This is a genomic window from Candidatus Palauibacter sp., from assembly GCF_965216145.1.
Lineage (GTDB): Bacteria > Gemmatimonadota > Gemmatimonadetes > Palauibacterales > Palauibacteraceae > Palauibacter.
Genome location: NZ_OZ244149.1, coordinates 616252 through 641185, shown reverse-complemented (window position 1 = coordinate 641185; position 24934 = coordinate 616252). Strand labels below are relative to the sequence as shown.

Annotated in this window: 22 protein-coding genes and 1 pseudogene; 10 read left to right on the top strand and 13 right to left on the bottom strand. The window is 68.2% G+C overall.

The window, feature by feature from the left end:
* Positions 1–13: 13 nt before the first annotated feature.
* The 4 genes from ACOOHF_RS02765 to ACOOHF_RS02750 are packed head-to-tail and all read right to left on the bottom strand — an operon-like array spanning position 14 to position 3908.
* Entirely contained in the window at positions 14–1006 is a 993-nt protein-coding gene (locus tag ACOOHF_RS02765) for a vWA domain-containing protein (protein ID WP_420463283.1), read from the bottom strand.
* Entirely contained in the window at positions 1003–1998 is a 996-nt protein-coding gene (locus ACOOHF_RS02760; RefSeq protein WP_420463282.1) for a hypothetical protein, read from the bottom strand. Before ACOOHF_RS02760 ends, ACOOHF_RS02765 begins: the two co-directional genes overlap by 4 nt.
* Entirely contained in the window at positions 1995–2870 is an 876-nt protein-coding gene (locus tag ACOOHF_RS02755) for a DUF58 domain-containing protein (protein ID WP_420463281.1), read from the bottom strand. Before ACOOHF_RS02755 ends, ACOOHF_RS02760 begins: the two co-directional genes overlap by 4 nt.
* A gap of 48 nt (positions 2871–2918) precedes the next feature.
* A complete protein-coding gene (locus ACOOHF_RS02750) occupies positions 2919–3908 on the bottom strand; it encodes an AAA family ATPase (protein WP_420463280.1) in 990 nt (329 codons plus the stop codon).
* 210 nt (positions 3909–4118) lie between these two features.
* Here ACOOHF_RS02750 and ACOOHF_RS02745 point away from each other — a divergent pair, with 210 nt between their 5' ends.
* Positions 4119–5372, top strand: a complete 1254-nt coding sequence (locus tag ACOOHF_RS02745) for an alpha-hydroxy acid oxidase (RefSeq protein WP_420463279.1) — start codon at positions 4119–4121, stop codon at positions 5370–5372.
* A gap of 18 nt (positions 5373–5390) precedes the next feature.
* Here the strand turns inward: ACOOHF_RS02745 and ACOOHF_RS02740 are convergent, their stop codons facing one another.
* The 8 genes from ACOOHF_RS02740 to ACOOHF_RS02705 form a co-directional block, all read right to left on the bottom strand.
* Complete coding sequence (locus ACOOHF_RS02740; RefSeq protein ID WP_420463278.1) at positions 5391–5864, bottom strand: hypothetical protein; 474 nt, start codon at positions 5862–5864, stop codon at positions 5391–5393.
* A 3-nt stretch (positions 5865–5867) separates the two neighbouring features.
* Positions 5868–6332, bottom strand: coding sequence for a hypothetical protein (locus ACOOHF_RS02735; protein ID WP_420463277.1), 465 nt, complete (start codon positions 6330–6332; stop codon positions 5868–5870).
* Between the two features lie 328 nt (positions 6333–6660).
* Complete coding sequence (locus ACOOHF_RS02730) at positions 6661–8511, bottom strand: LVIVD repeat-containing protein (RefSeq protein WP_420463276.1); 1851 nt, start codon at positions 8509–8511, stop codon at positions 6661–6663.
* Between the two features lie 32 nt (positions 8512–8543).
* Positions 8544–9188: a DUF305 domain-containing protein gene (locus tag ACOOHF_RS02725; RefSeq protein ID WP_419936258.1), complete on the bottom strand. Its 645-nt coding sequence runs from the start codon at positions 9186–9188 to the stop codon at positions 8544–8546.
* A 26-nt stretch (positions 9189–9214) separates the two neighbouring features.
* On the bottom strand, positions 9215–10873 hold the full coding sequence (locus tag ACOOHF_RS02720) for an amidohydrolase family protein (protein WP_419936259.1): 1659 nt from the start codon (positions 10871–10873) through the stop codon (positions 9215–9217).
* 30 nt (positions 10874–10903) lie between these two features.
* A complete protein-coding gene (locus ACOOHF_RS02715; protein ID WP_420463275.1) occupies positions 10904–13105 on the bottom strand; it encodes a sensor histidine kinase in 2202 nt (733 codons plus the stop codon).
* 16 nt (positions 13106–13121) lie between these two features.
* The gene (locus tag ACOOHF_RS02710) at positions 13122–14300 is read right to left on the bottom strand and encodes an ABC transporter substrate-binding protein (RefSeq protein WP_420463274.1); all 1179 of its coding nucleotides are present in this window, start codon (positions 14298–14300) and stop codon (positions 13122–13124) included.
* The gene (locus ACOOHF_RS02705; protein WP_420463273.1) at positions 14300–15457 is read right to left on the bottom strand and encodes a PP2C family protein-serine/threonine phosphatase; all 1158 of its coding nucleotides are present in this window, start codon (positions 15455–15457) and stop codon (positions 14300–14302) included. The genes ACOOHF_RS02710 and ACOOHF_RS02705 overlap by 1 nt, the downstream gene beginning before the upstream one ends.
* A 157-nt stretch (positions 15458–15614) precedes the next feature.
* Here ACOOHF_RS02705 and ACOOHF_RS02700 point away from each other — a divergent pair, with 157 nt between their 5' ends.
* Both ACOOHF_RS02700 and ACOOHF_RS02695 read left to right on the top strand, forming a co-directional pair.
* On the top strand, positions 15615–16076 hold the full coding sequence (locus tag ACOOHF_RS02700; RefSeq protein ID WP_419940591.1) for an ATP-binding protein: 462 nt from the start codon (positions 15615–15617) through the stop codon (positions 16074–16076).
* Positions 16073–16408, top strand: coding sequence for an STAS domain-containing protein (locus ACOOHF_RS02695; protein ID WP_420463272.1), 336 nt, complete (start codon positions 16073–16075; stop codon positions 16406–16408). The genes ACOOHF_RS02700 and ACOOHF_RS02695 overlap by 4 nt, the downstream gene beginning before the upstream one ends.
* Before the next feature lie 66 nt (positions 16409–16474).
* Here the strand turns inward: ACOOHF_RS02695 and ACOOHF_RS02690 are convergent, their stop codons facing one another.
* On the bottom strand, positions 16475–17530 hold the full coding sequence (locus ACOOHF_RS02690) for a porin (RefSeq protein ID WP_420463271.1): 1056 nt from the start codon (positions 17528–17530) through the stop codon (positions 16475–16477).
* A gap of 205 nt (positions 17531–17735) precedes the next feature.
* On the opposite strand from ACOOHF_RS02690, the gene ACOOHF_RS02685 reads away from it, so the two are divergent.
* From ACOOHF_RS02685 to ACOOHF_RS02655, 7 genes and pseudogenes are all read left to right on the top strand, one after another.
* Entirely contained in the window at positions 17736–19145 is a 1410-nt protein-coding gene (locus tag ACOOHF_RS02685; protein WP_420463270.1) for an ammonium transporter, read from the top strand.
* 196 nt (positions 19146–19341) lie between these two features.
* Positions 19342–20380, top strand: a pseudogene (locus tag ACOOHF_RS02680) (circularly permuted type 2 ATP-grasp protein); the annotation flags it as partial.
* A gap of 24 nt (positions 20381–20404) precedes the next feature.
* Positions 20405–20752 (top strand): alpha-E domain-containing protein, encoded by a 348-nt coding sequence (locus ACOOHF_RS02675; protein ID WP_420463269.1) that lies wholly within the window; start codon positions 20405–20407, stop codon positions 20750–20752.
* Entirely contained in the window at positions 20749–21618 is an 870-nt protein-coding gene (locus tag ACOOHF_RS02670; protein WP_420463268.1) for a transglutaminase family protein, read from the top strand. The genes ACOOHF_RS02675 and ACOOHF_RS02670 overlap by 4 nt, the downstream gene beginning before the upstream one ends.
* Before the next feature lie 50 nt (positions 21619–21668).
* Positions 21669–22385: a TorF family putative porin gene (locus ACOOHF_RS02665; protein WP_420463267.1), complete on the top strand. Its 717-nt coding sequence runs from the start codon at positions 21669–21671 to the stop codon at positions 22383–22385.
* 10 nt (positions 22386–22395) lie between these two features.
* A complete protein-coding gene (locus ACOOHF_RS02660; protein ID WP_420463266.1) occupies positions 22396–23931 on the top strand; it encodes an efflux transporter outer membrane subunit in 1536 nt (511 codons plus the stop codon).
* 4 nt (positions 23932–23935) lie between these two features.
* Positions 23936–24928 carry a DUF1028 domain-containing protein gene (locus tag ACOOHF_RS02655; protein WP_420463265.1) on the top strand — a complete coding sequence of 331 codons (993 nt, stop codon included), beginning with the start codon at positions 23936–23938 and terminating at the stop codon, positions 24926–24928.
* Positions 24929–24934: the final 6 nt, after the last annotated feature.

Sequence of the window (24934 nt, the reverse complement as noted above, 5' to 3'; positions counted from 1 at the left end):
CACTACCTCCTGTCTACGGCAATCTTCTGAGGACGGTCTGCGCGAGCCCGATCTCGAGCAGCAACAGGCCGAGGCCGGCGGCGAGCGGGAAGAGGAACAGTTCGCCGTAGCTCGTGAAGCTCTCGACGTCGATCTCGGTCGTCTCGAGCGCGTCGATCTCCTCGTAGATCCGCTCGAGGCTCTCGCGGTCCGTGGCGCGGAAGTAACGCCCGCCGGTGACCTCGGCGACCTCCGTCAGCGTGGGCTCGTCCACGTCCACGGGGATCGAGACGAGACGCCGCCCGAATACGGGGTCGTCGATGGGGACGGGCGCCGTCCCCCGCGAGCCGGCCCCGATCGTGTAGACCCTCACCCCCAGCGCCCGGGCCATGTGGGCGGCGGTGGCCGGGTCGATCTCGCCGCGGTTGTTCCGGCCGTCCGTGAGGAGGACGATGATGCGCGACTCCGCCTCGCTCGACTCCAGCCGCTTGAGGGCGGTCGCGAGCCCGAGGCCGATCGCGGTCCCGTCCTCGACCATCCCCACCTCGAGTTCGGCCATCACCGAGGAGACGGCGGGGTGGTCGATCGTGAGCGGGGCCTGGGTGAACGCCTGCCCGGCGAACACGACGAGCCCGATGCGATCGTTGCGGCGCCGGGCCACGAACTCCGCCGCCACTTCCTTGGCGGCTTCCAGCCGGTCGGGCGTCAGATCCTGCGCGAGCATCGAACTGGAGATGTCGAGGACCATGACGATGTCGATCCCCTCCGTCGACACGTTCTCGACCGTGGAGGCGGACTGCGGGCGGGCGAAAGCGACGATGAGCGCCGCGAGGGCGAGAAGTCGCAGCGCCAGCGGCGCATGCCGCGCCCGGCCGGTGCGCTCGGCCCCCGCGCGGCGCAGGAGCGCGAGATCGGGGAAGCGCAGCGCCCCCGCCTTCCGGCCGCCCTTCGCGAGATGACGGTACGCGAGCGCCGGGACGAGGAGCAGGAGCAGAAGAAGGGCGGGGTCCTCGAAGCGGTAGATCATGGGACCGCCGCCTCCGCCGGCCCGGGCTCGGCGACGGGGGCCGGCACGAACTTCGTCCGCTCCACCAGTTCCCGCGCGTCCGCGAGCGTGCGGCGGCAGGTGCCGGCGTCCGGCCGCTGCCTGGCGAATTTCACCAGATCACATGCCTCGAGGAAGCGCTGGAAGTCGGTCCGCGTCGCGGGATCGACGCCGGCGCGTCCCAGGCTCGAGATCACGTCCGGCGTGATCATCTCGAGTGCCCGGATTCGGTACCGTCCCTCCAGGTAGGCGCGGATGATCCGGGACATCGCGATGTGGTACTGCTTGATTTCACCCCGCTCCAGGAGGGGGGACGCCGCGAGCAGGTCCAGCGCCTCGAGGGCGATCTCGTGCGGCGGACGCTCGGGCTCGGGGGGCACGGCCCGGTCGACGTCGGGCCCGGCCCGCCGGCGGCGGAACCACCAGTAGCCGAGGCCGGCGAGCGCCAGGGTGAGGAGTATCCACGGCCACAGGAGGAGCCAGTCGAGGGCGATCGCGCGCGGGCCCTTCACGTCGCGGATGTCCTCGCCCTCGTCGAGTCCGACCGTCGTCACGCCGATCACGACCGGATCGGTGGAGACGGTCACGCTCCGCTCCGCGCCGTCCGAGAGTTCGATGTCGAACGATGGAACCTCGAGTTCGCCGAGTTCGAACGCGGTCACGCGGAGGACTGCCGGTGTGCGCACACCGGCTCCCTCCGCCGCCGGCGCCGCCTCGCCCACCTCCAGCCCCAGCGCCTCGAACGGCCCAAGCGGCAGGGAATCCGGCCAGCGCACGGTCAGGTCGGCCGGGTGCTCCACCGACAGCCGCAGCGCGAGCGGGTCGCCGACGTGGATCTCCGTCGTGTCCGCCTCGATCGTGACCCGCGGCGTCTGCCCGCGCCCGTCCTCGACCGCCGCCGCGAGGCCCGAGAGGGCCAGCCCGGCCCCCACGACCGCGGTCCGCCACGCGCGAGGAGCCGACCCGCGCGTCATGACCGCCGCCCCCGTTCCTCGAAGAACCTCATCAGCGGCCGCAGGTACGGGCGCCCGGGGCTCAGGTCCACGACATCCACCTTGCCGCGCCGGAAGGTCCGGTTCTGGCCGGCGAGTTCCTCGGTCCCCCGCGTCGCGAGCGCCGCGCGGAACTCCCGGTCCGAGGTGTCGACGATGAGCCGCTCGCCGGTCTCCGCGTCCTCGAGTTCCATGAGGCCGATGGGGGGAAGCTCCGCCTCGCGCCGGTCCCGAACACGGAGCGCGATCACGTCGTGCCGGCGGCCGGCCACGCCGAGGGCCTTCTCGAACGGCTTCGACACGAAGTCGGACACGACGAAGACGACGGCCCGCCGCCGGATGATGCGCGACAGGTACTCGAGTGCCGCGGCGAGATCCGTCGTCCGCCCTTCCGGCTTGTGGTAGAGCATCTCCCGCAGCACGCGCAGCACGTGTCGCCGGCCCTTGCGGGGCGGAACGAACTTCTCCACGCGGTCGCTGAAGATGATGAGCCCCACCTTGTCGTTGTTCTTGATCGCGCTGAAGGCGAGCAGTGAGCACACCTCCACGGCGAGGTCTCCCTTCATGCGCTCCCGCGTGCCGAAGTTCCCCGAGGCGCTCACGTCGACGAGCAGCATGACCGTCAGTTCGCGCTCTTCCTCGAAGATCTTGACGTGCGGGGTCCCCGTGCGCGCGGTGACATTCCAGTCGATGGTGCGGATGTCGTCGCCGTAGTCGTACTCGCGGACCTCGGCGAAGTTGATCCCGCGTCCCTTGAACACGGAGTGGTATTCGCCCGAGAACACCTGGTCCACGAGCCCCCGGGTCGTGATCTCGATCCGGCGCACCTTCCTGAGGATCTCCCTCGGAATCATCCGTCGCTCACCCTCGCCCTCGCTCTGCCCTCAGAGACCCGCGGCCCCCTAGGGGACCTCGACGCTGTCGAGGATGCGGTTCACGACGTCCTCGCTCGTGACCTCCTCGGCCTCCGCCTCGTACGTGATGAGGACGCGGTGGCGCAGGACATCGAGGGCGACCGAGCGCACATCCTCGGGCGTCACGTAGCCGCGGTGCCGCAGGAAGGCGTGCGCCCGGGCCGTCCGTGCGAGGCAGATGCTGGCCCGGGGCGAGGCCCCGTAGGCGATGAGGTCCGCCAGATCCTCGAGTCCGTGCTCGGCCGGCGCGCGTGAGGCGAAGACGAGTTCCACGATATACCGCTCGACCTGATGGTCCATGTAGATGAGGTCGACGGCGCCGCGCGCCCGGAGGATCTCTTCCGGCGAGACGACCGGCCGTGTCTCGGGCGCGGAGCCGACGGCCATGCGCCGCATGATCTCGAGTTCTTCGTCCTTGTCCGGATAGCCGACGGAGAGCTTGAGCATGAAGCGGTCCACCTGGGCCTCCGGGAGCGGATAGGTCCCCTCCTGCTCGATCGGGTTCTGTGTCGCGAGCACGAGGAACGGGTCGTCGAGGGGGAAGGTCTCATCCCCGATCGTCACCGTGCGTTCCTGCATCGCCTCAAGCAGCGCCGACTGCACCTTGGCCGGAGAGCGGTTGATCTCGTCGGCGAGGATGATGTTCGAGAAGATCGGTCCCTTCCGGGTCTGGAACTCGCTCTGCCTGGGGTCGAAGATCAGCGTCCCGATGAGATCGGCGGGCAGGAGATCCGGCGTGAACTGGATCCTCTGGAAGCCGGTGTCGATCGCCTGCGCGAGCGTGCGCACGGTGAGGGTCTTCGCCAGGCCGGGCACGCCTTCCATGAGCACATGACCGTCGGCGAGGAGGCCGACCATCAGCCGCTCGACCATGTATCGCTGCCCCACGATGACGCGCCCCACCTCGTCGACCAGCCGTTCGACGAAGGCGCTCTCCTCGCGGATCTTCTCCTGGATCGCTTCGATGTCGTGACTCACGTCGGGTGTTTCCTCTCCTCGCAAGTGTGCGTCGAATGTGTGTCGAATGCGTGACGGCGCTCCGAACGCCGGTGACCAAAGCGGGCGTCTGGATGGACATCTTATCGACTTTCCGCGTTGCCCGGCGGGTCGGCCGCCGGACATCCGTGCGTTGACGCGAGCCGTCGCGGCGGACACCCTGAGATGGGACCCTTCGCGAGGAGCGCCGGCATGCACGACACACTGGAATCGAGCCTGGAATCGAGAGCCGTTCACCGCCGCGATCTCCTTCGCTGGCTGGCGGCGAGCCCTCTCCTGGGGGCGCTGGGTGGCTGCGGTGACCTGAGCCTCATCGGTCGCGCGCTCGCGCAGGAGGCGCCGTCCCGGTCGCTTGACGACCTCGTCGCGTCGGCGCAGGAGGCGCTCGATGTGTTCGACCTCGAGAAGGTGGCCGCGGAGACGGTGCCCACGGCGCACTGGGGCTATATCAAGACGGGCGTCGACGGGGAGGGGACGCAGGCGAACAACCGGGCCTCGCTGGAGCGGCTCTACCTCCGCGCCCGGCGCCTGGTCGACGTCTCGAACATCGACATGCGCGTCTCGATCTTCGGCCGGGAGTGGCCGACGCCGCTCATGATCGCGCCGGCGGGGAGCCAGGGCGCCTTCCACCGTGATGGCGAACTGGCCACCGCTCGGGCCGCGGCGGCCCGCAACCACCTGCAGACGCTCTCATCCGTCAGTTCGACGGGCGTGGAGGCGGTGAACGAGGCGAGGGGAGAGCCGGTGTGGTATCAGCTCTACGCGCCGCGCTACTGGGACGCCACCGCCGACCTCATCGAACGGGTCCGCGAGGCCGGCTGCCCCGTGATCGTGCTCACCGTCGATCTCCTGGGAGGGAGCAACCGCCTCACCCTCCAGCGATACGGGCGGACCGACGATCGCAACTGCGACAGCTGCCACCGGAGCGGAGGGCGGGCGGATCCCGTGAAGCCGATGTACGAGGGGCTGCCCCAGGGTCCGCCGGACAGCGGGGGGCCGACGATGACGTGGGACTACGTGCACCGTCTGCGCGACATCACCGACCAGCGGATCGTCGTGAAGGGCCTCGTCACGCGCGAGGACGCGGAACTCGCGCTCGAACACGGCGTGGACGGGATCTGGGTCTCGAACCACGGCGGACGCGCGGAGGGGAGCGGGCGCGCGACGATCGACGCGCTCCCGGAGGTCGTGGAGGCGGTCGCGGGAGAGGTCCCCATCATCGTCGACGGGGGCTTCCGGCGCGGGACGGACATCTTCAAGGGCATCGCCCGCGGCGCTACCGCGGTCGCGATCGGGCGTCCCTACCTGTGGGGGCTCGGCGCCTTCGGCCAAGCGGGCGTGGAGCGGGTACTCGAGATCCTGATCGAGGAACTACGCATCACGATGGGCGCCGTCGGTACGCCGTCTCTCGCGGACATCGGCCCCCATTCCATCGGCGTCGACTGACCGGAGAACGTTCCCGCGTCAGGGGCCGATGCCGAGAGCCATCGCAATGTACGCGATCGTGACGAAGACAATGGGCGCCAGCGTGACACCGACGGCGGCCGTCAGGCCGGCCCGGAAGAGTAGAGGGCCGGCGGGGAGGAGTCTGCGTCCGAAGAGCTTCTGGAGTGACATCTCGGCAACGGGACCCAGCGTATAGCACACGTTGGCCGAGATCAGCCAGAATACGCCGGCCCGGAACCACATGAGGGGCTCGGATTCCCCGTTCAACGCCATCATCAGGGAGACGACGGTCCCGGTCACGAGTCCGGTTCCGCCGATGATCAGGTTGTAGGGGAGGCGGCGCCTCTCCCACCAGCCGATGATCGCCCCGATCCGGCGCTCCGCCGGCGCCGGATACAGGAAATCTGCCAGGAAGGTGCCTCCGGGAACGATGCCCCGGGTCAGTCCGGCGCCGGGCAGCGTGGGTTCGGTCAGCGTTCTTTCCTCGATCACTGCTTAGGCTCCAAGAAGGGTCGCGACGGTTCCGATGATGAGCAGGAGGATGGGAAGCAGGGTGACGCCGACGGCGAGGGTCACGCCGGCCCGGAAGAGGAGAGGACCGGCGGGGAGGAGGCGACCGCCGAACATCTTCTCGAGCGCGATCTCGGCCACGGGACCCAGCGAATAGCACAGGTTCGCCATCACGGCCCACCAAATGGCCCCGCGAAACATGTCGATCGGCTGAAGTGTGTCCACCACGACCGTGACCAGCACGCCGAAGGTCATCGTCACCAGTCCGGTGACGCCGACGACGAGGTTGTACGGGAGGCGGCGCTTCTCCCACCAGCGGATGATTGCCCCGACCCGACGCTCCGCCGGAGCCGGGTAGAGGAAGTCCGCGAGAAAGGTGCCTCCAGGGACGATGCCCTGGGTCAGTCCGCCGGCTGGAGAGGTCGCATCGGTCGTGGCGTCGTGCTTCATTCCTGGCTCGTCCTGGTGCTTGCGTCGAGGCGGTGGCGGCTGGCGTCCTGGCCCGGCGGTTCAGCCATGATACGGCTTCGCACACGCCTGGGTTCCCTCCGCCCCGGTCTGCGCCGTCGGGCTGCCGGAGCCGTGGGCGGCTGCCTCGCGATGGCGATGACGACCCGTAAGCCCGTTGTCGCCCCGTACACGGCTCCGAATCCGCTGCCGTCTCCGACGAGCAGCCCCAGCACGCCCACGCCGAGGGGGCCGGCCGTGACGAGGCCCACCACGCTCGCCAGCACCCACAGGAGCCAGAGACCCCCTCGGCGGCGAAAGACCGCCCCGTTCAGCGCACCGAGGCCGTCAGGTCGCGGATCGCGTCGGCGAGGAGCGCCAGGCGCCGGGCGTCTCCCGGCCCGGCGGCGTTCGCCGCACGGCGCGCGTCCCCATCGAGTTCGGCGGCCACCACATCCAGTTCATCGAGCGTGGCGCTGCGTTCCGCGCCCGACTGGCCTTCGGCCGCGTCGAGCAGCGCCGCGACGCGCTCTCCGCGCTCGGTCTGGATGCCGTTGCCGCGCTGCATCTGGATCAGGTAGGAGCGCGCGACGGCGAAGCTGGCCGGCCAGTCGTAGCGTTCCTGGTTCTGCACGTTGGAGTCGCCGACCATGACCGACATGGCGGCGTCGATCTCGGCCTGCGAGAGGTGCTCGCTCGCAGCCAGCTGGAACACGTCCACGCCGCGCGCGATCTCCGCGCCGTAGATCGATCCGTTGTGCCAGTAGGCCGACCAGTAGCCGCCGCTCAGCATCTCCACCGCGTCGAGCGGACCGCGGTCGAAGTAGGCGATCTCGAACGGATTCTCCGGATCGGTGAAGTCGAAGATCGAGAGGCCCCCCTGGTACCAGCCCTGAACCATGATGTCCCGGCCCGGCACCGGAATCATGGAGCCGTTGTGGGCGACGCAGTTCTCCTGCTCCGTCTGCGGCACCGGCAGCTTGTAGTAACCCGCCAGCTCCATCTTGCGGTCGCGGATCGTGAAGATCGCGTTGGCGCCCCACGTCTCCGGGTCGGAGCCGCGGCAGCGGGGGGCCCCGCCGCCGCCCCATTCGTCCGTGAAGACGATCGCGGTGCCGTCGTTGTTGAAGGTCGCCGAGTGCCAGTAGGCGAAGTTCGGATCGACCACCTGGTCGATGCGCACCGGATTCTCCGGGTCGGAGATGTCGAGCAGGATCCCGTTGCCCGCGCAGGCGCCGGCCGCGAGTCCCAGGTCCGACCGCACCGTGATGTCGTGGCACTGGTTCGTGAGCCGCGTACGCTGGGTTCCCTCTCCGTGGTCGCCGCCCACCCACAGGCCGGCGATGTCACCCGTCTCGGAGTCGGTGAAGATGCGCGGCATGTTCACGACCTCGGCATCTTCCGGCGCGTCCATCGGCACTTCGATGATTTCGATCCGGAAGAGCGACGTGTTCTCGTCCTCCTCCACCGGCAGCCCCGAGCAGCCCGGAAGTTCGCTGGAAGAGCGCACTCCGCCGGTGCCCGACACGTAGATGTAGACGTGCGAATCATCGCTCGGATCGGTGACCAGCGTGTGGGTGTGCGAGCCGCGACAGGTCTGCACGGTCTTCACCTGGCGGGGATTCCGGGCGTCGGAGATGTCGAAGATCCGGATCCCGCGCAGGCGGGTGGTGCTCACGCTGTCCTGGATCCCTTCCGTGCCGCAGTCGAGCCGGGCCGACGCCTGCTGGACCGACATGAAGAGGAGGTTCTCGTGCACGCTCACGTCACCCTGCCCGCCGGGACAGACGACCGCGACGACGAGTTCCGGCTGAGCGGGGTCCGAGGCGTCGAACACCTGGAAGCCCCAGTAGCTGCCCTGGAAGACGAAATCCCCCTGGAACGCGAGGTCGGAGTTCGTCGGTCCACGCCCGCCCGCCTCGTCGGTAAGGAACGGGTCGGGCTTCGGGAGGCTGATCAACCGCTCCAGATTGCCGATCGCCATGCCGGCATCGTGCAGGCCGGGCGCGAGCCCGATGCGGGGATCGTCCGGATCCCATTCCCAGACGGCCTCCGGCGGCGGAGGCGGCGGGTCCTGTGCCGCGAGGGCCTCCACGCCCGCCAGCAAGCCAAACGCCAGGGCCGGCAGCACGGCCGCCAGACCGATCCGCCGCCGCGCGAACATCATCTCTCTGCGTGACATCTTCTACCTCCCTCGGATTCTCAGGGGATGGTTCAGGGGATCCTGGTCAACAGCTCCTGCATGCGCAGGATCTCCATGTCCTGGTCCGCGTCCACATCCGACGCGAACCGGTGAATCTCGGTCTCCTGCCCGCCGCCCGGGCTCGCGAACAGCTCGGCCACCATGGTCAGCGCGCCCGCATGATGCTTGATCATTCCTTCCAGGAAGAGCCGGTCGAACCCGGAGCCGCGTGCGGCGGCGAGCGCGACCATCTCCTCGTGCGAGAGCATGCCCGGCATGAGGTCGCCCTCGCCGAGCCCGTGCGCGTGTCCGGCGCCCATCATGGGGGCCGTCTCCCCCCTCCGTTCGAGCCAGCGCGTCATCCAGGCGATCTCGTCGCGCTGCGAGATCTCGATGCGGCGTCCGAGGAGCCGCAGCCCCTCGTGCCCGGTGCGCTCCGGGATGAGGGCGGTCATCTCCAGCGCCTGCGCGTGATGGGGGATCATCCCCTGCATGAAGCGCACGTCCGCCGGGGTGTGCGAGACGTGCTGGAGCGAAGCCGCTTCCTCCACGGTGAGGACGCGGGAGGCCTCGCCGGGGGCGCCGGGCTGGACCGTCCGCACCTCGCCGTCGCCCGCGGCGGAACGGCACGCCGCGAGCGCGAGGAACAGGAACCCGATCCCGTGCCTGAACTTCATTCCAGAACCCTCCACCCGGCGGGCCGCTAACTGTCGTCCTGCGTGGCGAGTTCGGCCCTGGCCGCGCGCACCATCTCGCGCACGTCGGCCAGCAGCTGCTTCGCGTCGTACACGATCCCGTCCTTGATCGTATACTTGATGCCGCCGACCCGCTCCATCTCGCCGGTCTCGTCGTTGAGCTTCACCGCGCCGGTTCCGTAGAGCACCTTGAGGTTCTGAAGCGGATTCTCCTCGACGACGACGAAGTCCGCCTTGAGGCCGGGACGGATCATCCCGAAGTCGGGGGCGAGTCCCGTCGGGTCGCTCAGTTCCTGCGCGCCGTGCAGCGTCGCCGAGCGAATGACCTCGACCGGGTGGAATCCCGCCTCGCGGAGCAGCTCGAACTCCCGGATGTAGTCGAAGCCGTAGAGCTTGTAGATGAAGCCCGAGTCCGAGCCCGTCGTGACCCGGCCGCCGCGGTTCTTGTATTCGTTCAGGAACTGCATCCACACCTTGTAGAAGTTCCGCCACGCGACCTCGTCCTCCGAGGTCCAGTAGAACCAGTACGACCCGTGCGCGGCCCGGCTGGGCTGGTAGAAGTCCATCTGGCTGGGGAGCGTGTACTCCTCGTGCCAGTCCGCGTTACGCGCCCGCATCACGTCCCGGCTCGCCTCGTAGATCGTCATCGTGGGGTCGAGCCCGAAGCCGAGTTCGAGGAACCGCTCCTGTAGTGCGTTCCAGCTATCGGAGCCGGGGCCGTCGACCTGGTCCCAGAGGCGGGCCACGTTGCCGAAGCGGTGCTGCTCGTTCTGGTAGTTGTAGTCGAGCGGCCAGTCCTGAACGCTGTAGTCGGACAGCATCGACTCGAACAGCCCGTAGTAGTGGGTCATCATGTCGAGGCCGATCTCGGCCGCGTCGAGCGCGGTCATGCGGCCCACCCCCATCTGGCCGAGGTGCGCCACGGTGCCGAGCCCGTGCTGGTGCGCCTCGTCGATGAGCGCCTCCATGATCGGCGGGTCGTAGGAACCCAGCTTGAGTCCATCGACCTTCTGCCCCTCGACCTCCTGCGCCGCGGCCCAGCGCACCCACTCCCGCGCCTTCTCCGGCGAGTCCACGGATCCCTGGTCCCATGCCTCCCCGGGCCGCACGTACGTGTACATGCGCGGCGCGACGATCTCGTTGCGGGCGGCCTTCGCCTTCTCCTCGAGCGCCCACATCATGGGCCCGTGGCCGACGCCCCGGGAGGTCGTGATCCCGTGTCCCATCCAGAGCTTGTAGACGTATTCGGGCTGCGGCGCCTTCGGCATCCCGCCCGTGTGGGCGTGCATGTCGATGAACCCCGGCATGACGTAATGACCCGAGAGATCGATCTCGTGCACGCTCCCCTCCGGGTTGTCCTCGGTCTCGAGGTCCGGGCGGCGGTCCTCATTGATGTCCAGTCCGGGGAATCCGACCGACTGGACGGACGTGATGCGGTCGCCCTCGATGACGATGTCGACCGGCCCCTGAGGCGGGGCTCCGGTACCGTCGATTATCGTGACCCCTCGCAGGATCAGACGGTCGTAGGGTCCGTCGCCTTCGTCGGCGCCGCGAGGCGTCGTTTCGGGACGCTCGCCGTCCTGCGCGTGCAGGGCGAACCCCGGTCCCGCCAGCAGGAGGATGGCTGCGGCGAAGAGGGAGCCCCTGCATTTCCAAGTGGTCCTCATAATCTCTCCATCGGTTGGCCCCCGGGGGGGTCAGGAAGTCGCCGTCACCTCGGCGATGTTGCTTTCCCGGGGCAGTCTGATCCGGAACTCGGTGAATTCTCCCGCCTCGCTCTCGACTTCGAGGTCGCCGCCATGTCCGACGACGATATCGCGGGAGATCGACAGTCCGAGGCCCGTCCCCTGCGTGCCGGACTTCGTCGTGAAGAAAGGTTCGAAGATCTTCCGGATGATGGAATCGGGGATCCCGGTACCGTTGTCTCGTATCGTCACGATCACATGTTCCCCGCGGTCCTCCGTCTTGAGCAGAACCGTGGGCGAATAGGAAGCGTCGGCTTCCGCTCGTCGGGCCGCCGTGGCGTGACACGCGTTGGTCACGATGTTCAGGAAGACGCGGCTCAGGTCGCGCGAAATCCCCGTGATCTTGCCCGCGTTCTCGTCGAATTCCCGCTCAAGGGTGACGTTGAAGGCGGAATCGGTGCCGCGGAGTCCGTGGTAGGCGAGCTTCGCGTACTCGTCGACGACCTGGTTGACGTCGATGGACACCGCCTGCCCCGCCTCGTCGCGCGAGTGGGCCAGCATGCCCTCGACGATGCGGTCGGCCCGGCCGCCGTGCTCCCGCACCTTGCTCACGTTCATGTCGAGGTCGGAGAGGATCTCGTCCACCAGCTCCCGGTCCAGTTCACCGTTCTCGCCCGCCGGCTCGGCCACCTCCTCCTTCAGCTCCTCGATCAGCTCCCGCGAGAGGACGGCGAAGTTGTTCACGAAGTTGAGCGGATTGCGGATCTCGTGTGCGATCCCCGCCGTGAGCGCCCCCAGCGACGCGAGCTTTTCCTGCATGACGACCTGCTGCTGCGTACGACGGAGCCGTTCGAGCGTCTCCTCGAGGGCATCGTTCTTGGCCTGGACTTCCTTGGCGAGCTTCTCCACCAGATTGAGCCGCTGCACCTCGAGGGCGTGCTGGCGGAAGACTTCCAGCGCCCCCGCCATGTCGCCCACCTCGTCGTTGCCCTCGATCCGCACCTTCGCCTCGAGGTCGCCCTCGGACATGCGCCGGGTGGTTTCGAACAGGCTGCTCAACCTGACGATGAGGGGTCGGCCGAACGTCTTCCAGGCGACGCGAGCCGCGCCGACGGTCAGCAGGATCACGCCGAGCAGGAACCAGAACCCCAGGCGCACGAGGAACTGGGAGCGATTCGCCGCCTCCCGGGCGGACATCTGGACGCGCTCCATGAGCGCCGCGACCCCGACGTCGAGCACCGCGGTCGTCTGCCGGTTGCGCTCGAGTAGTTCCTCCGCGCGGCCGATCTCCTCCAGCTCCCGGCGTCGGGTCTCGAAGATGCCGGCATCGCCTCCGTACAGCTCGCCCAGGACGTTCACCTCTTCGGCCAGCGCCTCTCTCAGCGGGGGCCGGATCTGCGGCAGCGCCTCCTGTAAGTCACGGACGGCCGTCTCCACACGTTCGCGGTCGGCGAGCAGCTGCGCCGCATCGGTCTCCGTGAACGCCTGCTGGATCAGGGTGGTCGCCTGGTTCTCCGACGCCTTGAAGCTGAGAAGGCCGGAATAGTGCTCGAACTCATCGAGCGCCTGGCGGCGCGAGACCGGTGCCGGGACGTCGGCCAGCTCACGGAGCCCCGTATGGATGAAGAAGTACTGGTCGTCGATCGCCTCCTCGAGCACCGGCTGCAGACGGAGACCGGTCGCTGCGACCGTGGCCTGCATCTCCCCGAGCTGGGCCTGGTAGGTCATCCGGTTGCCGACCGACTCGAAGATCTCGTTGATGCTCGCGACCAGGTCCTCGGCGAGGTCCTCGACTCCCTCGTCCATGTCCGCCCCGCCGGCGACCTGCCGGACCCAGAGCTGGAGGCTGTCCTGTTCCAGCAGCACGCCCGCCCTGACCTCCTCCAGCGCCGCCGGATCGGCGGCGGCCAGGAGCTGCGGCGACGCCCGCACGAGCGCCTCGCTGTGCTTGGTCACCTGGTGGCCTGCGACGAGTGCCGGAATCTGCTCTTCCGTGACCTCGCTCTGCCCGCGCTGCACGAGGCCCATCAGCAGCAAGGAGAGGAGGATGGCGCTGATCGTGAGGAGCACGCCGCCGCCCAGGCCGACGACGATCTGGCTCCCTATGCCGAAGCGACCGCCGGTCGCCTTCCGTGCCCGGTTGCCGAGTCCGCCCGGCAGCCGGGCCAGGATCCACTCGAAGGCGTGGTAGATGCGGTCGTCGCCGGGGTTCACGAGGCGCGCCGGGTCGTCAGCGGGAGAGCCGGCTCACAGGGACGAACTCGCCCCCCCGAATCACGGTCAGGAACACGAGATCCGAGCCCTGGTTGTCTCCCTCCGCGTACTCGACCACGAAACCGCCGAGGTCGAGAGGACCGGATTCCATCAGGGTGCGAAGGAACGACTGCCGCGTGGGCCGGGCCTCGGGGTCCCCGGATGCTAGCGTCTCGACGACGAGACGTCCGGCCAGGTAGCCCTCGAGCGACACGAACCCCGGTTGAGCCGATGGATCGACCGCGCGCAGCGCGGCTTGGTACCGGGCCACGGCCGGGACGCTGGTGTCGCGGGGGAAGGGTACGACCTGCGTCACGACGACACCGTCTCCCTGTCGGCCGAGTTCGTTGAGCAGGGCGTTGCTGCCGACGAAGGAGATGTTCACGAACACCGCGTCGAGACCGATCTTCCGGGCCCACTTGATGAAGTGCGCGACTGGCGCGTAGGCCCCGATGATGATGACGGCCTCCGGGTCGCCGGCCCGGATGTCGAGGAGTCCGCGTTTCACGGCCAGCGTGTTGCGCGGGTACGCGGCCTCGCCGACGAGTTCCATGCGGCGCGCCTCCATCGCTTTCCGAGCCCCCGCCAGCCCCGCCAGCCCGTAGTTGTCGTCCTGGTAGAAGACCGCGATCCGCCGGAATCCCAGATCTCCGACGATCCGGTCCACCATCTCCCTGGTTTCCTGGTCGTAGGACGCGCGCAGGTTGACGACGTAGTTCTGGTCCTCGCGCCGCAAGAGCCCGGCGCCCGTGAACGCGCCGATGTAGGGGACGGCCGCCTCGCTCGCGACGGGCTCCGCCGCATTGGAGGTCGGGGTACCCACGGCGCCGATGAGGCCGAATACGCCGTGCTCGATGAGTTCCCGCGTATTGGCGACGGCGGCTTCGGGTTCGTAGCCGTCGTCGCGGACGACGAGCCGAAGGCCCCGGCCATGCACGCCGCCCTCGCGGTTCGCTTCCTCGAACGCGGCCAGGACGCCGAGGTTCATGTTGCGGCCCAGCTCTCCGGCGGGACCGTTCAGCGCGGCCGACTGGCCGAAGACGATGGAATCGGGGAACACGCCGTCCCCGCCCTCCTGCGCGGCCCCGCCGCCGACGGGCAGAATGGCGCCCGCCGCCGCGACGGCGACGCGCAGGGCGAGGCGCCGGCCGCTCATCAGGAGGTGTCCCCCAGGTACCGGAGCGCGAGACAGGTGATGTCGTCGGACTGGGGCGCCTCGCCCGCGTGGGCCTGGGTCGTCTGCACCACGTGGCGGTTGACGTCCGACGCGGTCAGTCCGCCGCATTCCGCGAGGACCTCTGCGAGTTCCTTCTCACCCAGCTCGTTGCCCTCCTCGTCCATCGCTTCCGAGATGCCGTCCGTATAGAAGAAGAAGGTGTCGCCCGGGTCCAGCTGCACGGACCCGCTCGGGTAGTCGAAGGTCGGCATGATTCCCAGGACGAGCCCCGGTTCGCACTCGATCTGCGCGACCTCTCCCGACGGCTTGACGATGAAGGGAAGGTTGTGGCCGGCGTTCGAGAAATCGACCCGGCCGGAGGCGGGGTTGAACTGCGCGTAGAACGCGGTCACGAACATCGACTCTTCATTCTCCTTGACGAGCAGGTCGTTGACCTCGCCGAGACACTTCGCCGGGTCGCTCTCCCCGATCGCGGTCCCTTTCAGCAACGTCCGGCTCACCATCATGAACAAGGCGGCAGGGACGCCCTTGCCGGAAACGTCCGCAATCACGATCCCGGTCCGATCATCTTGCAGCCGGAAGAAATCGTAGAAGTCGCCCCCGACCTCGCGGGCGGGAGTCATCCAGGCGTGCAACTCGAAACGGGGGTCTGTGGGGAAGGCGGTCGGAAGAATCGTCTCCTGCATTCGCGCCGCGACCCCGAGTTCCTGACGCAGGGCCACCAGCTCGTCCCGGGAGCGGAGCGCGTCCCTCATCACCTGCAGGTGATCGAGTGTCTTGTGGATCGTCGTATCCAGATCCCCGAAATCGATGGGCTTCGTCACGAAATCGAACGCGCCCCGGTTCATCGCGGTCCGAATGTTCTTCATGTCCCCATAGGCGGTGACGATGACGGCCCGGATGTCGAGGTTGAGTTGGTCGAGTTGGCCGAGGAGGGTCAAGCCGTCCATCTCGGGCATGTTGATGTCCGAGAGCACCATGTCCACGTCGGGATGCCGGTCGAGTTGCTCGAGCGCCTGGACGCCGTTCTGGGCGAAGATCAACGTGTACTCGCCCGTGCGGATCCGGCGCCGGAATTTCTGTCGCAGCAGCAGCTCCAGATCGGGTTCGTCGTCTACGACCAGAATCTTCGGCATCCGAATCTCAGTTTGGGGAGCGCCGGTCTTGTCTGGAACCGAGTCGAGTCGTCATCGTCTGTGTCGATTCGCGAGGCGTGAATCTCCACAAACCGGGACCGGAGGCGCAATATGTCGGAGCCGGACACCGGGCAGCGAACGTAAGGAGCGGACAAGGTTGCGGATCGCCGTGAAGCGGGACCCGGGCGAGCCCAGACGGGTGGCGGACGAGATAGAACGCGTGTGTCTCGAACGCGGGCTCTCGCAGGACATCATCTTCAAGTTCCAGCTCTCGATGGACGAACTGCTGACCAACGTCATCTCGTACGGGTTCGAGGAGGTGACGCACGATCCGGTCATCACGGTGGACATCCACGTTGACGATGCCGAGATTGACGTCGTCATCCGGGACAACGGCCGACCCTTCAACCCTCTCGAGGATGCGGCGGAGCCCGATGTGAGCCTTGACGCCGAGGACCGCCCGATCGGGGGGCTTGGCATTCACTTGACGAAAGCTTTTATTGACAAGCTCGCGTATGAGCGGGTGGATGGTTTCAACTGCCTTACCCTGACGCAGCCGCTGGCTGCCGCCAACACCGAGGAATCATCAGAGGAACCACCGGAGGAAACCGCCAGATGAACATTGAGACCAGCTATTCCGGGGCTACCGCCGTGGGGGTGATCAGCGGCCGGGTCGACTCCAGCAACGCCAAGGACTTCGACGGTGAGCTCTCGAGCATCATCGACGGGGGAGCTACGAACCTCGTGCTGGATTGCGAAGGGCTCCGCTACATCTCCAGCGCCGGGCTTCGGGCGCTGCTCATCGCCATCCGCAAGACCAATCAGGCCGGCGGGGGACTGGCCCTGTGCCAGGTGCCCGAGAACATCCTCGAGGTTCTGCAGGTCAGCGGCTTCGTCCGGCTGACGAAGGTCTTCGACACGGTCGAAGACGCCCAGGCCAGCTTCGCGTAATCCGATGGCGCCGGCTGGACGCCCGGCGCTGCCCGCCACTCCTTTCGGGCCCGCCCGACCGCGGGATCAGAAGAAAGCGAACGCCTGGACCTTCAGGGACCAGTCGGAACGCTCGCCGGAAGTGTAGAAATCCACGTTCGTGGAGATTCCGTTCCGGCCCACGAAGTAGACCATGACGCCGGGGGTGACGACGGTTCCCGTCACCTTGTCCGGGTTCGCGGCCCCGGAATCGACCCAGCTGACGCGGAGCATCGGCTCGATCGCCGCGAACCGGGACTCCGGTGCGAAGGGCAGGTACCAGAAGGCCATCAACTGGAAGGCCGAGAACTTCGCGTCGTCGTTCAGCTTCCAGTTGCGACCCCGCAGGCCGTTCGCGATCAGGTGCGGGCCATCGAGCCACGTGCCCACCTCCACCTCCGCGCCGTAGGCCGGCACGCCCATCGTCTCGCGCTGCATGTTCAGCGTCTCGTCCAGGGCGAAGTAGGCGGACACGCGCGTGTTTCCGGCCGGGAAAACGGACAGCTGCCCCGACGCCGACTTGCCGTCGTTCACGTCCTTGTTCCCGATGCCCTCGCCGTTGGTGAGTGTGAAGCGGTACCCGAAACGCTCCCCCAGGCGACCCTGCGCGAGGATTCCCGGCTCGTAGTTGTCGAGGCCCAGCGCCCCGGTCAGGCCACCGAAGGAACAGACGCTGCCGACGCCGGGACAGTGGTCCACGCCGGTGACCCGCGCGTCCCGTTCGATGATGGGGAGCCAGGCGTTGGGCACCAGCCAGAAGTACGACATACCCTTCTTGAACTGGCCGAGTTGCACCTGCAGGGCGTCGCTCGGGGTGAGTTCGAGATAGGCCTCGAGCACCGACGCCCCATCGATATTGAACTGGGCGCGTGCCGACACGAGATCGTTGAGCCTTCCGTCCATCGTCACCCACGCCCGCCGGATGAAAAAGGACGATGGGGTGTCATCGGAGCTCGACGCCTCGTACTGGGCCTGGATCCGGGCGCCAAGGGTAACCGTGGACCCGCCGCGGGCCCGGATCTCCTGGGCCATGGCAGCCTGGACAACGCAGAGCGCCAGCCCCAGCCCGAGTCCGGCGGCCACTCCGATGAAGCGTTTCCTCATGGCGGTATGCCTCGCGTCGAAGATTCGGGTTCACCCCGGTCCCACCCGAAGATAACGGGCTCCGGTCGCGAGGCTACCGACGGGCCGAGAACCCGTTGCGCGATGCAGATTCGCCACCCAACCTAGAACGCATCAGGACGCACTCCGGCTCCATCATCACAACGGGATCATGGCAGCACTTCAAGCTGTCGAGGAAGGAGCACCTGTGAGCACGCACCAGCCACGCCGGGCCCGCCGATTCGCCGCGGGACGGAACCTAGCGACCGCCGCGCTCCTTTCGGGCGCGAGTTTCCTTCTGGTACCGTCCGCTCTGGCCGCGCAGGACGGCGCCGGCGACATCGGCTTCGTCCTCAACACGTTCTCGTTCCTGATCTGGGGCGTGCTCGTGATGTGGATGTGCGCCGGCTTCACGATGCTCGAGGCCGGGTCGGTACGGTCCAAGAGTGCTTCGATGATCTGCATGAAGAACATCGGACTGTACGCGGTCGCGGGCCTCACCTACTACATCATCGGCTACAACCTGATGTACGTCGACGTCGGGAGCGTGATCGGCTCTCTGAGCTTCTTCTACGGCCCGTCCGCCGAGGAAGTCGCGCTCCTCGGGGGTGACGAGAGTATGGCCGGGGCCGTCGCCGAGAACGGCTATTCCGTGATGTCGGACTGGTTCTTCCAGATGGTGTTCGTCGCCACGACCGCCTCGATCGTCTCCGGGGCGCTGGCCGAGCGCGTCAAGCTGTGGCCTTTCCTGGTCTTCACGGCCCTCCTCACCGCGATCATCTACCCCATCGTCGGTGCCTGGACGTGGGGTGAGGGCTGGCTCCATGAGATGGGCTTCATCGATTTCGCCGGGTCGACGATCGTGCACTCGACGGGAGGCTGGGCCGCTCTCGCCGGCGCGCTGGTCGTGGGGCCGCGGTGGGGTAAGTTCCGCAAGGACGGATCCGTGAAGTCGACGCCTCCGTCGAACATCCCGGCGGTTACGCTGGGCATCTTCATCCTGTGGATGGGGTGGTTCGGCTTCAACGGCGGCTCCCAGCTGGCCCTTGCCGGCGTCTTCGATGCGGTCGCCATGAGCAACATCCTCGTGAACACGAACCTCGCGGCCGCGGCCGGCGTCGTCACCGCGCTCTGCCTCTCGCGGCCCATCCTCGGGCGGGTCGATCTGTTCGCCACGCTCAACGGGGCCATCTCGGGGATGGTCGCGATCACCGCGGGGCCGAACATCGACAACTCGCTGTGGGCCCTTCTCATCGGCGCCGTCGGCTCCGTAGTCTGCATGGTGGGACTGAGGGTGCTGGAGCGGCGCAGGATCGACGACGTCGTCGGCGCGGTTCCCGCGCACCTCTTCGCCGGGATCTGGGGCACGCTGGCCACCTGTATCGCGGCCGGCGGCGACTTCGTCACGCAGCTGATCGGCGTTCTGAGCGTCGGCGCCTTCGCTTTTTCGGCGGCTTGGCTGCTCTGGACCGTGCTGGACAGGTTCATGGGCGTCCGGGTCTCGCGGAGCGTCGAGGAGATCGGCCAGGACGCGGCGGAACTCGGCATCGACGCCTATCCCGAGTTCATCCTCATGGTGGACCCGGACATGGGGGACGACTTCCGCGACGCGGACTGACGCCCGGGGGGAGATCGGTCCTTGTCGTCGATAAAGTTCATCGATCACGGGTACGACGCCCCGGACCCCGACCTCGCGGCGGGGTCCGGGGCGTTCCGCGACTACGATCTGGATGAGTCGTTCCACGACGAGTTGTTCCACGAGGACGGGACGCCGCGGGAACGGGCCCGCCGCCTCGGGACGGCCTTGTCGCGGACAGCGTCTCACCGCCCTCAACCTCTTCCTGCACGACATCTATCACGACGGAAAGTCGCTTCGGAACGGCGTGGTTCCGACCGACCTCGTGCTGGGCTGTCCCGCGTACCGGCTCGAGATGCGGCAAATGAAGGTGCCGCACGACACCTACGTCGCGGTGTGCGGGACCGACATCGTGCGCGCCGGCGACACGTTCGCGGTTCTGGAGGACAATCTGCGCGTGCCGTCCGGCGTCTCTTACATGCTTGCCTGCCGCACGGCGATGAAGTGGGCGTTTCCGTATCTGTACCGCGCGTACGGCGTGCGGGAAGTGGCGGAGTATCCGGAGCGGCTCTACTCGACGCTCGCCTCGCTCGCCCTGGGTTCCGGGACGCCGCGGATGGCGGTGCTGACGCCGGGCCGCTACAACTCGGCCTACTACGAGCACGCCTTCCTGGCCGGAGAGATGGGGGTCGACCTGGTCGAGGGTCGGGATCTGGTCGTGCACGACGCCGCGCTCGGGGCCGCCGGCCTCTTCCACGCCTACCGGGCCGGGAACCTCGTGCTCGCCAACGCCCCGGGGACGGGGGTGGCGGACGACAAGGGACTGTACGCCTACGTCCCCCGCATCATCCGCTACTTCCTCGACGAAGAGCCGATTCTGGCCAACGTGGAGACGCACCTCTGCCGGGAAACGGACGGCCTCGCCTACACGCTCGAGCACCTGGCCGAACTCGTCGTGAAGGGGGTCGGGGGGGTACGGGATGCTCGTGGGTCCCCATGCCTCCGCGGCGGAGCGGGAGGAGTTCGCCGCGCAGCTTCGAGAGAACCCGACCAACTACATCTCCCAGCCGGTGCTGCCGCTCTCCCGCGCGGGCTGTTTCGTCGACGGGCGCCTCGAGCCGCGCCACGTGGACCTCCGGCCATTCGTTCTGCAAGGCCGGGACAGACAGCATGTGGTGCCGGGCGGCCTTTGCCGCGTCGCGCTGCGCAAGGGGAGCCTGGTGGTGAACTCCAGCCAGGGCGGAGGTTGCAAGGACCTCTGGATTCTTCGTGAGTAGCGCGTCGCGAGGGACGAACGCCCGATGCTAGCCCGCATGGCGTCGAACTTCTACTGGCTGGGCCGGTACGTGGAGCGGACCGAGAACACAGCCCGTCTGCTCGGAAGTCGCGCGCTCCCTTCGATTCGCGACGGATCGGATCGACGGACTGCTGCGCGGCATCGACCCCATCGGTGCGCGCCACCCGCTCGCCGCGCCGCACCGTTTGGTGCTCCGCATGGCGGCCTCCCTCGAGATGGACCTGGCAACGGACGAGCCGGAGGCGGAGGCTGTTTCGATCTTCGAGACGCTGACCGGAGGGAGCAGGGAACTGTACGAGGTCCTCATGGAGACCTACGTAGATTACCCGGTGACACGGGGTTGCCGTCGTGATCACCCGCTACGCGATCGAGCATGCGATCGAGTTCGTGTACAGCGGGCCCGTCCGGGGATCCGTGATGACCCTCTACCTGTGTCCCCTCCAGGACCGTCACCAGATCGTCAGCCGCTTCTCGATCCAGACGGATCCCGCCGGCGCGGTGTTCGACTTCGACGGATACCTGGGGAACCGGGGTCACTTCTTTGATCGCCCCGCCCCGCATCGGAGGCTCTCGATCCTCGCGCGGTCGATCGTGGAGGTGGGTCCGATCCCGGAGAAGCCGGAGAGTCTGGGGGCCGACGCGTGGGAGGAACTACGCCGCGCGACCGCGGAACCGGAACTGCGACTGATGCTGCAGCCGAGCCGCTTCGCCCGTCCCTCTCCGGCCCTGGACGAGTTCATCAGCAGTTGCGACCTCGAACCCGGGGAGGATCCGCTGGCCGGCGCGCTCGCGCTCCGAACCCGGCTTCACCAGTCGTTCGACTACATCCCCGGGGCGACCGCCGTCGATTCTCCGATCGAGCAGATTCTCGAGACCCGCGAAGGGGTCTGCCAGGACTACGCGCACGTGATGGCCTCCATCCTCCGGGGCTGGGGCGTCCCGACCCGCTACGTGTCCGGATATCTGGGGTCGGATCGCGGCGACGGGGAGGGGGTGACGACGGGAGAGAGCCACGCGTGGGTCGAGGGCTGGTTCGCCGGGCCGGGTTGGATCGGTTTCGACCCGACCAACGATGTCCAGTGTGATGAACGACACGTGCGGGTAGCGGTGGGTCGGGATTACGCGGATGTTCCCCCCACCCGCGGTGTGTTTCACGGATCCGCGGAGTCCATGTTGAGTACCGAGGTTCGCATCGTCCGGGAGACGAGTTCGCGCTGAGGCGGCTCGCTCGGGCGCGCTGCGCCAACCGTCCCACAGAGGAGGAAAACGTGTCCGCAACCCGCTTGCACCGTGGTCCGATCCGGCGTCTTCGGTTCCCCGCCGCCTTCGTCGCACTCCTTGCCTTCGCCTCGCCGGCCTGGGGACAGTCCGTCTCGGTCGGCGCCGACGTGGTCAGCCGCTACGTCTGGCGCGGCGCCGACTTCGGGGAATCCATGGCCGTGCAGCCGGCGATCACCTTCGGCGCCGGGGGGCTCGAATTCGGGGCGTGGGGCTCGTACTCCATCTCCGCCTCGGGCGCCTCCGCCAACGAGAACGACCTCTGGGCCACGTACACCGTGGCGGCCTCGTCCGGCCTGTCCGTGTCTTTCGGGTTCACCGACTACTACTTCCCGTCGCCCGACGCGGAAACCGGGTTCGGTGCCGGAGACGCCCATACGCTCGAGGCGTCGCTCGCCTTCTCGGGCCCGGAGACGTTCCCCGTGACCCTCTTCGGCGGGATGCTCACCGGGGGAGGCGATCTGTATGTCGAGGCGGGGGTCCCATTTGCCGTCAGTTCCGTCGATGTGGCGCTCCATATGGGTTTCGTGGGTGGCGAGAGCGACTTCTACGGCACGGAGGGCGCGGCTCTCGTCAACGTGGGCGTCACGGCGAGCAAGGCTCTGCAGATCACCGATTCCTTCGAGGTGCCCGTGAGCGTCGCCTACATCCTGAATCCGGACCAGGACCGTGCGCACCTGGTGTTCGGCTTCAGCATCGCGCCGTAAGCTCTACCGTATGAGAGCCCTGCGGATCGTCCCGCTCCTGTTCGCATCGGCGTGCTCGCTCGCGCCCCCGCCATCGCTCCCCGGGCCGGTGGCGGAAATGCCCGGGGACTTCGCCGTGAGGCTGGCCACGGGGGAGTACGAGCCGCTCGAATGGTGGCGTGCCTTCCGCGATCCGGTCCTCGACGCGGTCGTCGACTCCGTGCTCTCCTCCAACTTCGACTTGGCCGAGGCCGTCGCGCGGGTGCAGCAGGCCAGGGCCAGGGCGCGCATGGCGAGGGCCGCCTTCTTTCCCAGCGTCGGCGTCAGCGGGTCCGTCCAGGACCTGGACATACCGACCGACGCGGGCATCGGCGCCCAGATCCAGGCCCTCGGGCTGGGTGGCGAAGCGGGAGACACGATCGCCGGCTTCGTGCTGCCGGAGCGCCTGGAGGTGACGACCTACTCGGTGAGCGCGGACCTGGCGTACGAACTCGACTTCTGGGGGCGGGCCCGGAACGACGCGCGCGCGGCGGGGGCCGAGTACCTCGCCTCGGAATCGGACTTCCAGTCGGCGCGCATCGGGATCCTGGCGGAGACGATCACGACGTACTTCGACATCGTCAGCCTCCGGCGGCAGACGGCGCTCGCCCGGGAGACCGTGGACGTCCTGCTGGAGCGCGAGGCGCTGGCCTCGACCCGTTACGACCGCGGCCTGATCGACTCCTACATCCTCTACCAGGTGCGTCAGGACCTCAGGAATACCCAGGCCGGGCTCCCGCAGCTGGAGACACGGCTGACCAGCGCCGAGGGGCGCCTCGCCGTGCTGCTGGGCGGCTACCGGGCGGACCTGGAGGAGATTCTGCCCGATTCTCTCTCGCCCGCGCAGGCGGCGACCCCCGTGCCGGCCGGGATCCCGGCCGACCTCCTGTACCAGCGGCCCGACGTCAGAGCCGCGGGGCAAAGGCTGGATGCGGCGCGCTACAGCGTGGGCGCCCGCCGCGCCGAACTGCTGCCGTCCCTCTCCCTGTCGGGGTCGATCGGCCTCGCGAGCGCGGAGAGCTCGGACCTGTTCGACGTGCAGAAGTGGTTCACCAACCTCGCCGCGAACCTCTTCGGGCCGATCTTCCAGGGAGGCCGCCTGAGGAACAACGTCGCGCTCGCCCAGGGCCGCTTCAATCAGGCCGCGGCGATCTACGGGCGCACCGTGGTGACGGCCGTGAACGAGGTCGAGGCCGCCCTCGCCGGCCTGGAGAACGAGGACCGGCGCCACGTCTTCTTCCTCTCTCAGCGCGAGGAAGCTCAGGCGTCGCTGGATCTCCAGTCCCAGCGGTATGAGTCCGGGGTCGTGGGTTACACGGACTACCTGGACGCGCTGCGCACGCTCCTGAACGTGGAGGCCGCGCTCGCGGCGGCGGGTCGCGATCTCGCGCTGACACGCCTCGCCGTGCACAGGGCGCTGGGCGGCGCGTGGGTCGCCTCGGGGCCGCTCGCCGAACCCCGCATGGTCCCGGCTTCCGGAGGGGCGGGTGTGGGGGGGAGCCAACAAATGACCGACGAAAGCCGATGAAGCCATGAGACGCGTACTTGTCGCGCTGGCCACCCTGATCGTGACGCCCGGGTTCGCGCTTTGCCAGGAGGCGAATTCGGCGGGGATCCACGATCCGAACTACCTCGGGACATTCTCGATCATCGGACGCGACCCGGACACGGGCCACCTCGGCATGGGCGTCCAGTCCAAGGCGTTCGGAGCCGGGAACCGGGCCATGCACGCGAAGGGCGGGCTCGTCATCATCGCCCACCAGGCGGCCGCGAACCCGATGTACGGCGCCATCGGCATTGAACTCCTGCAGGCCGGCTACTCGCCCGAAGAGGCGCTCGAGATCATGGTGGCGAGCGACGAGGGGCGGGATCGCCGGCAGGTCTCGATCCTCGACCAGGAGGGGCGTACGGCGGCCTGGACCGGCACCGGCGCGAGCGACTGGAAGGGCCACCGGTGCGGCGTGAACTACTGCGCGCAGGGGAACATCCTCACCGGCCCCGAGGTCGTGGCTGCGATGGCCGCGTCGTTCGAATCCTCGACCGGGACGCTGGCCGAGCGGCTCATGGATGCGCTCGACGCGGCCCAGGCGGCGGGTGGCGACGTCCGCGGCATGCAGTCCGGCGCGATCCTCGTCGTGGCCCCCCGCGTCAACGGCGGCTATAGCGACCGCGTGGTCGACATCCGCGTCGACGACCACGACGAACCGCTCGTCGAGATGCGCCGCGTGCTGAACGTGTACCGGTCAGGTCAGATGCTGCGCGAAGCGGGCCAGATGCGGCGCGACGGCGACCTCGAGGGCGCCGAGGCCCGCGCCCGGGAGGCGTCCCGGACGTCGCCCGGGAACGACAACGTCTGGGTCTCGCTGGCCTCCATGCTGCTCGAGTTGGGACGCGAGGACGACGCCTTCGAGGCCCTTGAGCGGGCGGTGGAACTCAACCCGGGCCGCCGGCGCACCCTCCCGCGGGACGACGCCTTCGAGGGTGTGCGCGACGATCCCCGCTTCCTGAGGATCGTCGGCCGCTAACACTGG